Source organism: Candidatus Obscuribacterales bacterium, assembly GCA_036703605.1.
Classification (GTDB): Bacteria; Cyanobacteriota; Cyanobacteriia; order RECH01; family RECH01; genus RECH01.
Window position 1 is genome coordinate 1 of the sequence record DATNRH010001040.1, and the last position, 9,684, is coordinate 9,684.

At 53.6% G+C, this 9,684-nt stretch carries 9 protein-coding genes; 8 read left to right on the forward strand and 1 reads right to left on the reverse strand.

What is annotated here, in order from left to right; translation table 11 throughout:
* Nucleotides 1-131: 131 nt before the first annotated feature.
* The gene (locus tag V6D20_21230) at nucleotides 132-773 is read right to left on the reverse strand and encodes an XRE family transcriptional regulator (GenBank protein ID HEY9818304.1); all 642 of its coding nucleotides are present in this window, start codon (nucleotides 771-773) and stop codon (nucleotides 132-134) included.
* Nucleotides 774-920: 147 nt separating this feature from the next.
* Here V6D20_21230 and purU point away from each other — a divergent pair, with 147 nt between their 5' ends.
* The 8 genes from purU to V6D20_21270 all read left to right on the forward strand — a co-directional run.
* On the forward strand, nucleotides 921-1,784 hold the full coding sequence (gene purU / locus V6D20_21235; protein ID HEY9818305.1) for a formyltetrahydrofolate deformylase: 864 nt from the start codon (nucleotides 921-923) through the stop codon (nucleotides 1,782-1,784).
* Between the two features lie 98 nt (nucleotides 1,785-1,882).
* Entirely contained in the window at nucleotides 1,883-3,124 is a 1,242-nt protein-coding gene (locus tag V6D20_21240; GenBank protein ID HEY9818306.1) for an FAD-dependent oxidoreductase, read from the forward strand.
* A 76-nt stretch (nucleotides 3,125-3,200) separates the two neighbouring features.
* Nucleotides 3,201-3,476: a sarcosine oxidase subunit delta gene (locus tag V6D20_21245; GenBank protein ID HEY9818307.1), complete on the forward strand. Its 276-nt coding sequence runs from the start codon at nucleotides 3,201-3,203 to the stop codon at nucleotides 3,474-3,476.
* Nucleotides 3,473-6,397 carry a 2Fe-2S iron-sulfur cluster-binding protein gene (locus tag V6D20_21250; GenBank protein HEY9818308.1) on the forward strand — a complete coding sequence of 975 codons (2,925 nt, stop codon included), beginning with the start codon at nucleotides 3,473-3,475 and terminating at the stop codon, nucleotides 6,395-6,397. The genes V6D20_21245 and V6D20_21250 overlap by 4 nt, the downstream gene beginning before the upstream one ends.
* Entirely contained in the window at nucleotides 6,394-7,050 is a 657-nt protein-coding gene (locus V6D20_21255; protein ID HEY9818309.1) for a hypothetical protein, read from the forward strand. The genes V6D20_21250 and V6D20_21255 overlap by 4 nt, the downstream gene beginning before the upstream one ends.
* A 160-nt stretch (nucleotides 7,051-7,210) precedes the next feature.
* The gene (locus tag V6D20_21260) at nucleotides 7,211-8,110 is read left to right on the forward strand and encodes a class II glutamine amidotransferase (GenBank protein ID HEY9818310.1); all 900 of its coding nucleotides are present in this window, start codon (nucleotides 7,211-7,213) and stop codon (nucleotides 8,108-8,110) included.
* Nucleotides 8,107-8,802: a hypothetical protein gene (locus V6D20_21265; GenBank protein ID HEY9818311.1), complete on the forward strand. Its 696-nt coding sequence runs from the start codon at nucleotides 8,107-8,109 to the stop codon at nucleotides 8,800-8,802. The genes V6D20_21260 and V6D20_21265 overlap by 4 nt, the downstream gene beginning before the upstream one ends.
* Nucleotide 8,803: 1 nt before the next feature.
* A partial coding sequence (locus tag V6D20_21270; GenBank protein HEY9818312.1) for an FMN-binding glutamate synthase family protein occupies nucleotides 8,804-9,684 on the forward strand: 881 nt, incomplete at its 3' end.

Consider the following 9,684-nt stretch of genomic DNA (forward strand, 5'->3'; position numbering starts at 1 on the left):
GTCTCCTTGCCAAAGCTACCAACATCTAGGTGCTGCTAGGGTCTTGAATACATAACACGTTTAGCCTAATTTAATATCAGAGCTTCTTGGTTTATCCTGAGCTGCTTGAAGGATGAGAGGTGGATAGGGTCTTAGCGTAGATCCAAACCATTAGGCGTGGGGTAATAAATAATAGCTAAGAAACGAATGGGTAGCTCAATCAACTTTTCGGGGCCATGGGGCGTTTCGCCACGAAAGGTGAGGGAATCACCGGGTTCTAATAGGTAAGTGTGCTGACCATGGCGATATTCCATTTTACCTTCTAGAATATGCAAAAATTCCATGCCAGGGTGTTCGAAGGTGGGGAAAATTTCGAAGGCATCGTCAATGGTAATGAGAAATGGCTCAAAGAGTTTAGTCGGCCCTTGATCATAAGCTAGAAGTTGATAGGTATGACCGCTGCGAGTACCGCGCCGCACCACTTCCATGCCCTCTCCCCGTTTCACCAACTGCGCACCGCCACCGGAAACATGGTAGTTGCGAAATAGCTTGGAGAGCGAAATCCCCAAAGCATTAGCTAGTTTTACCAAGGTGTCTAAACTGGTGGAGGTTTGAGCATTTTCAATTTTCGACAACATGCCCCGAGAGATCCCCGCCTGCTCCGCCACGTCGGCAATGGTCAGTCCATGTTTTTGGCGTAGCTCACGAATGGTGCTGCCCAGATAGCGGGCGAGGGAATCAGCGATCGCCTCGGGTTCACCAACGGCGGGTAGCTTGACGGTGGGATCGATCATGGCAGTTGTCCTCAGGGCGATCGGGGTAGTCCTTCCGTAGACATCGGGAGTTTTATTGTAGCATCGAGTATCACTACAAGAAACTATGTTGACATTTGGGAAACTTTTGCCCATGATGTTCACTAAAGTTTCCTGTTGATAACTCCCATGGCATCTTCCAGGCGATATCGGTTGACCTTGTCCTGCCCTGACCGGGTGGGCATTGTAGCGGTAGTGAGCACCTTTGTGGCCCAGCACAACGGCTGGATTGTGGAAGCCCAGCACCATGCCGATCAGCCGGTGTCTCGATTTTTCATGCGCCAGGAGATTTTGGCAGACTCCCTGCCCTTCCAAACCGTGGCGGAGTTTGAGGAAGCGTTTGCAGCGATCGCTCACGACTTTCAGATGGATTGGGCGATTACCGACTCGGCCCGCAAGCCTCGGGTCGTGATTTTGGTCTCCAAACCCGATCACTGTCTCTATGATCTCTTTGCGCGCTGGCGCAGTGGTGAGCTGGACGTGGATATTCCCTGCGTGATTTCCAACCACGAAACCTTTCGGGAGTTTGTGGAATGGCATCAAATTCCTTACTACTGCGTACCGGTTCCTAAAGATGATAAACAGACCGCCTTTGATAAAATTGCCCATCTCTTTGATCAGGCCAAGGGCGATGTGATGGTGCTGGCCCGCTATATGCAAATTCTGTCACCGGAGATGTGCGATCGCTATCCCAACCGCATTATTAATATCCACCATTCGTTCCTGCCGTCGTTTATTGGCGCTAAGCCCTACCACCAAGCCTATGAACGCGGCGTCAAGCTGGTGGGAGCCACCTGTCATTACGTTACCTCAGACCTGGATGATGGGCCGATTATTGAACAAGATGTGATTCGCGTTGATCATTCCGACTCGATTGATGACATTGTTCGCTACGGTCGTGATATTGAAAAAACTGTCCTAGCTAGAGGATTGCGATCGCACATTGAGGATCGAGTCTTTGTCTATGGCAATAAAACCGTCGTATTCCGTTAATCCTAGGTTAGTCTCAGAAAGCGCAACCCCAGATTCTCCCATTCCGCCCGCATGTCACAATTGCCGCTCACACCCTAGCCTATCCCAGGGACTCCACCATGCCACTGCGTCTTCTCAAATTTGGATTATCTCAGACCTACCCAGAACCGCGCATGTTTCGCCAGCCCGATCGCCTTAAATCCCACTATGATGTGGTGATTATTGGCGGTGGTGGCCATGGGCTGGCGGCGGCCTACTATCTTGCAAAAGATCACGGTATTACGAATGTAGCGGTGATTGAAAAAGGATATTTAGGCGGCGGCAATACCGGGCGCAATACCACAATTATTCGCTCCAATTACCTGACTCCCGAAGGTGTCAAGTTCTATGATCAATCGGTCACCCTTTGGCAGGATCTAGCGCAGGACTTTAATCTCAATCTCTTTTATTCCACCCGAGGACATTTTACCCTAGCCCACACCGACTCAGCCCTGCGTACTATGCGCTGGCGGGCAGAGGTGAATAAGCACTTCGGCGTGGAGAGTGAGCTGGTGGGCCCCCAAGAGATCCAGGACGCCTGTCCTGAAATGGACTTGCACTGTGGGGGACATTTACCTGTCCTAGGAGCCCTGTACCATGCTCCCGGCAGCATCGCCCGTCATGATGCCGTGGCTTGGGGCTATGGGCGAGGTGCTGATCAGCGGGGTGTCGAGATCCATCAACAAACGGAGGTAACCGGTATTACGGTGAAGTCTGGGCGGGTGACCGGTTTACAGACCAATCAGGGCAATATTTCCACAAATAAGGTACTCTGCGCCGTGGCCGGCTCTACGCCACGTCTACTGGACATGGTGAGATTGCGATCGCCCCTCTATGTCCACCCCCTGCAAGCCATGGTCAGTGAACCGATGAAGGCTTGGCTAGATGCCATTATTGTATCCGGTAGTCTGCATGTCTATGTCAGCCAAACGGCGCGGGGCGAGCTGGTGATGGGAGCATCGTTGGATCCCTACGAGCTGCATTCCACCAGGTCTACCTTTGATTTTGTTGAAGGTCTTTGTACTCATATGCTCGATCTATTTCCCTTTTTATCCCACGTGAAGATTGTCCGCCAGTGGGCGGGTATGGCCGATATGACCCCAGACTTTGCACCGATTATGGGAAAAACACCCATTGATGGATTTTATCTCGACTCCGGCTGGGGTACCTGGGGCTTTAAGGCCACGCCAGTCTGTGGAAAAACTATGGCGGCTACCGTAGCTGGCGATCGCCCCCATGAGTTAATTCGCGAGTTTTCTCTAGATCGTTTTGAACGGTACGATCTCGTAGGTGAAAAAGGAGCGGCATCGGTGGGACATTAGGGGCATTGAGGAGATATTGAGAGAACCTTAAGGACAAGCTTGGAGCGATCGGGTTAGAGCTGTTGAGGACGATACCATGAAACTGATGACCTGTCCTATCAATGGACAACGACCGATTTCAGAATTTTTCTACGGTGGTGAGCTGCGGCCCATGCCTGATCCGGCAACGGCGGATGATGCCACTTGGGCAGACTATATTTTTAACCAAAATAATGTACCCGGGCTCAAGCAGGAATGGTGGTGCCATACGCCTAGCAATACCTGGTTTATTGCTGAGCGGCATACCTTAACGGATGAGATTTACTGTACTTATTTGTATGGTAACCAGGTGCTTGAGGAGGTATCGCCATGAAGCGCTTGCCACCTATCTCCGGTGAATGGATCGATCGCCATCAGCCGCGCTCCTTTACCTTTGAGGGGGAGGCCATCACCGGCTATCAGGGTGACACCGTCAGCAGTGCCCTATGGGCGGCGGGGCGGCGGGTGTTGGGGCGCAGTTTTAAGTACCATCGCCCCCGAGGTATCCTCAGTCTCGCCAATCACGATGTTAATGTGCTGATGCAGGATGGCCCCAAGTTAAATCTACGGGCGGATGTGGTGCCGGTGGAGTCGGGCATGGATCTGACGGCGATTCATACCTTTGGTGGGGTTCAGGGCGATCGCGCCAGTGTCCTGGATCGCTTGTCTCGCTTTTTGCCCGTCGGCTTCTACTACAAAGCCTTTCTAGATAAGAATCTGTTTCCGTTCTGGGAGCGCGTCATCCGCTCTATCACCGGCTTAGGGGCGGTGGATATCACCACGCCCCGCCTGCGCACGCCTAAGCGCTACGACTTTTGTGATGTGCTGGTGATTGGATCGGGAGTTTCTGGTCTCACGGCAGCGATCGCAGCGGCGGAGGCAGGGGCAGACGTGGTGGTGGTGGATGAGAATGCCCGTGCTGGCGGATCGGGGCACTATCAACGGGGCGATGATGGAGAGCGATCGCGCCAAACCGATGCCCTTGTGGCTCAGGTGCAGCAGCATCCCCGCATTCGTCTCTACACAGACACCGTGGCAGCGGGCTACTATGCCGACCATTGGGTACCCTTGGTGCATCGAGACTATATTGCCAAGATGCGCGCTCAGGCAGTGATTGTGGCGGCGGGTGCCTATGAGCAACCGGCAGTGTTTCGCAACAATGATCTGCCGGGGGTGATGCTGGCATCAGCGGCCCAGCGATTGATCTATCGCTATGCCGTTCAGCCGATGGAGCGGGCAGTGGTCTTGACGTCCAACAGTGACGGCTACCGGGCGGCGCTGGATTTGGCCGCCCAGGGTGTAACGGTAGTGGCGGTGGTGGAGATGCGATCGCAGCCCCTGGTCACCGATCCGATGCGGGCCGTGCGAGACCGGGGTATCCAAATTCTCTCCCAATCCTGTCTCTATGAAGCCTGCTCCATTCCAGGCGGGGATGGGGTAGCCTCGGTGGTCGTCTGTCCCCTTGATACAAACGGCCAGCCCCAGACCGGCTTTACCCAGACCCTAGCCTGTGATGGGGTGGTGATGAGTGTGGGCTGGGCTCCAACGGCGAATTTGCTGTATCAAGCTGGGGTGACGATGCGCTTTGATGAGACGGTGCAGCAGTTTGTCCCCGATCGCTTGCCAGCGGGTATCTTGGCCTGCGGACGGGTGAATGGGGTCTATGACTGGGAAGATAAGCAACGGGATGGACAGCGAGCTGGCCTGGCAGCGGCTCACAGGTTGGGACTTGTGGATACGGCACCTAGTTTAGAGAGAGCGATCGCCCCGGAATGTCCCTCCCATCCCTATCCGATGATTGCCCATCCTAAGGGTAAGAATTTTGTGGATTTTGACGAAGATCTGCACTATGACGATTTTATCCATGCTGTACAGGAGGGGTTTGACAACATTGAATTACTGAAACGCTATACCACAGTGGGTATGGGCCCTAGCCAGGGTAAACATTCAAATATGAATGCCCTACGGATCTTAGCTCATCTGCGCCAACTGCCCCCTGACGCCATCGGCACCACCACCGCTCGTCCCATGTTTCATCCGGTACCCATGGCCCATCTGGCAGGACGGGGCTTCATGCCCGAGCGGCGATCGCCCCTCCATCGTCGTCATGCTGAGCAGAGTGCAGTCTGGATGCCCGCCGGTCAGTGGCAGCGGCCCGCTTACTACCATCGTCCGGGGCTAACACGGGAGGCCTGCATTCAGCAGGAGGTGATGGCGGTGCGTACCCGGGTGGGCTTAATTGATGTGGGCACTCTCGGTAAGATAGAGCTACGCGGCCCGGATACCATGGCATTCTTGGAACGTGTCTACACAGGTAAGTTTGCCAAGATGAAGGTGGGCAGCAGCCGCTATGCCTTGATGGTGGATGAATCTGGGGTGGTGATCGATGACGGAGTCGTGGCGCGGTTGGCCGCCGATCATGTTTACTTCACCACCACTACCTCTGGCTCTGCCCGTATTTATCGAGAGCTAAGCCGCTTAATTACCCTGTGGCAGATGGACTGCGGTCTTGTCAACCTGACCGGTGCCCGAGCGGCGGTGAATCTGGCAGGGCCGCGATCACTCTCTCTCCTGCAAACCCTCACGGATCTAGACCTATCACCCGAAGCCTTCCCCTATCTAGCGGTGCGTCAAGGGGCGATCGCGGGCATTCCGACCCTGCTGATGCGGGTTGGTTTTGTGGGTGAATGGGGCTATGAGCTGCATGTGCCCGCTGACCAAGGCCAGGCGCTGTGGGATGCCCTGATGACCGCTGGGAAACCTCTGGGGATTCGTCCTTTTGGAGTAGAGGCACAGCGGCTTCTGCGATTAGAAAAGGGACATGTGATTGTGGGACAAGATACGGATGGGTTGACCACACCCTACGACGCTAATCTGGGCTGGGCCGTGAAAATGGATAAACCATTTTTTGTCGGACAGCGTAGTTTACAGATTCTTAAGCAGCGATCGCCCAAGCAGCTATTAGCTGGCTTTACCCTGCTGAAGAGATTCCAGGGCAATCCACCTCAGGAATGTCATCTCGTAATCTACAACGGCGATATTGCTGGGCGAGTAACTAGCATTGGCTATAGTCCAAGCTTAAAACGCTATGTGGGACTAGCTTATCTACAGCCTGAGCTAACGGCGATCGGTACTGAGATCACGATTCGGCTTACCGACGGCAGCATGGTCACCGCCACCGTTGCCCCCACCCCTTTCTATGATCCAGATAATCACCGTCAGGCGACCGTGAGTCGCGAGGAGGCGTTTGTATGATGCGGGCTAGTCCAGTTCAAGATTGTCTCTCGTCCTCAGCAACTTGGCGAGACATCCATGGTATGTCCACTGTTTGGTCTACCCCTGAGGATCTTCAGGGCGATACTTTAGGGATATGCGATCGCTCCTTCTTAACTCGATGGGGTGTAAAAGGGGCGGGAGCTGCTGCCTGGCTAGCATCCCAGGGGTTACCTGTTCCCCAACGTCCCAATCAATGGTGTACTTTACCAAACAATGGACTGATCGCCCGCTTAGGAACTACCGAATTCCTGATTGAAGATGGCTGGGCGGGAGCAATCGCCTCCCAGCTAGCCCAACAGATGATGAACGTACCTCCCAAGGTTTATCCTGTCTTGCGCCAAGATTTAGCGATCGCCCTCACCGGATGTGCAGTTCCTGAGCTTCTACGGCAAACGTGTAGCGTTAATTTCCAAGACCTTGATCTTACTGAACAGCCCGTAGTTTTAACATCCATGATTGGAGTTAGCGTGGTGGTGATTCCGGGCAATCTCGATGGACTACCATTCTATCGTATCTGGTGTGACGGTACCTTTGGAGTTTATCTATGGCAAACCCTTGTGACCATTGCTCAAGATCTGGGCGGTGGTCCCATCGGTGCGGCACGTTTCTATGATCGTGAGTCAGGGAGGTAAATACGTTCAACGTTCTGCTTGAGAGAGAACGTAGCAAGATCAGCAGGATGTTTGTCCCCTATCACAGATTTGTAGTGTGACGACAAACCTAAGGCTCTCGCTAGCTCCTCTTCCTCAAGACAAGAACCGGAGTTAATGTTCACTTACGTCACCCAAAACCATGTGCGGAATTGTTGGTCTACTCATAAAAAATCCAGCCCTGCGAGACTCCCTCGGAGCCCTGACCGTGCCCATGCTGATTGGCATGGCTGAACGCGGCCCCGACTCCGCCGGTCTTGCAGTTTTTACCCAGCCTATTGCGGAAAGCGATCGCAAATATAGCCTCTACTCTGGCACCACCGTTGTGGATTGGGGGCAACTTGCCCAGGCACTACACCAGCAGCTTGGCGGTACAGCTCAGATCCATACCCAAGGTAACCATGGCATTCTAAGTGCTAGTTTATCTCCTGCTGTTGTCAAACCTTGGATCCACGAGCATTATCCTGCAGTGCATATCCTATCTACGGGGCGTACCATTGATCTCTACAAAGATGAAGGCCAGCCTGCCGCCGTGGCTGAGCGCTATGGCTTTAGCCGGCTCAAGGGCACCCATGTTGTTGCTCACACCCGCATGGCCACCGAGTCGGCCGTCACCCCAGCCCATGCCCACCCTTTTACGGCTGGGGAAGACTTTTGCCTCGTCCACAATGGATCATTATCTAATCCCTATTCTATCCGACGAATGCTAGAACCCCGTGGCATTCACTTTGATACAGATAATGATACAGAAGCTGCCTGTCGCTATTTAGAATGGCGAATGCAGGAAGGTGATGATCTTAAATCTGCTCTGCAAAAGGGATTTGAAGAACTAGACGGTTTCTTTACGTTTCTGATGGGTACCCAAGATACCCTAGCGCTAGTGCGGGATGCTTTTGCCTGTAAGCCTGCCATTGTAGCTGAAACCGATGACTACGTAGCGATCGCTTCCGAATTTCGCTCCCTAGCCCACCTTCCCGACATAGACCACGCTACCCTCTATGAGCCCGCACCTGAGGAAATGTACGTATGGACGGTGTCATGAATTCTACAACCAAGATAACCCCTTTTGACCTCACAACCGTATCTTTACGGGAGGTCAATCATTATCTACATCACCAGGTTAGTTCCGGAGACCAGGTTGATATTCTTCATCCTAATGGGATCCATAATTTAGCTGTGGGGTTACAGGAGGCGATCGCAGTTGATATCCACGGCCACACAGGCTATTACGCTGCCGGCATGAATCAGCAAGCATCCGTCACCATCCATGGCAATGCCGGGGCAGGCGTTGCCGAAAATATGATGTCCGGTCGAGTTCATGTCAAAGGATTTGCCTCAGTTTCTGCTGGTGCCTCCGCCCAAGGGGGACTGTTGGTGATCAATGGCGATGCGGGACTGCGCTGCGGCATCTCTCTCAAAGGAGCTGACATCGTTGTGGGCGGTAGCGTTGGTAGCTTTTCCGCCTTCATGGCCCAAGCCGGACGCATGGTGATCTGTGGCGACGCGGGAGATGCCTTGGGCGACTCTCTCTACGAAGCTGTGCTCTATGTGCGCGGCACTATTAAGTCTCTGGGAGCTGATGCCCAAATTGAACCGATGACCGAAAGCGATCAAGCGATCGTTGCCAACTTACTGGAACAAGCTGGACTCAGCTACGATCCTACCGACTTTCAGCGCGTGGCCTCCGCGCGCCAACTCTACCACTGGAACGCCGACGCAAAGCAGGACTATTGATATGACCGCATCGCCCGACAACGTTAACCAACGCCTCAGCCTAGAAGAATCCTGGGGCTACGATCGCCGCATGATGAACTACATCTACAATGCGGCTGCCCACGGTCTCTACGAAATTCGTGGACTGGGAGCAAAACGCAAGCTACCCCACTTCGATGATCTGGTTTTCCTGGGTGCATCGTTGACTCGCTATCCCTTGGAAGGCTACCGAGAGAAATGTCTGACAAAAACTATCTTGGGTACCCGTTTCGCTAAAAAGCCTATTGAGCTCGATATTCCCATCACCATTGCTGGCATGAGCTTTGGTTCTTTATCCGCCAATGTGAAAGATGCCCTAGGGCGAGCTGCCACAGCCATGGGCACCAGCACCACCACCGGCGACGGCGGCATGACTCAGGAGGAACGCCAATCCTCAAAAACTTTGGTTTACCAATGTCTGCCCTCTCGCTACGGCTTTAATCCTGATGACGTACGCAAAGCAGATGCCATCGAAATTGTCATCGGACAAGGAGCCAAGCCCGGCGGCGGTGGTATGTTGCTGGGACAAAAAATTAACCCTCGCGTGGCTGACATGCGTACCTTACCTGAAGGTGTTGATCAGCGTTCCGCCTGCCGCCATCCTGACTGGACAGGCCCTGATGACCTCACGATTAAAATTCAAGAGCTACGAGAGATTACAGACTGGGAAAAACCAATCTACGTAAAAGTTGGAGCTTCCCGTCCCTACAACGACGTCAAACTAGCGGTTCATGCTGGAGCCGATGTGGTAGTCGTTGATGGTATGCAGGGCGGAACTGCTGCCACCCAGTCCGTTTTCATTGAACATGTGGGTATTCCGACGCTAGCTGCCGTACGTCAAGCCGTCATGGCATTGGAAGAGAT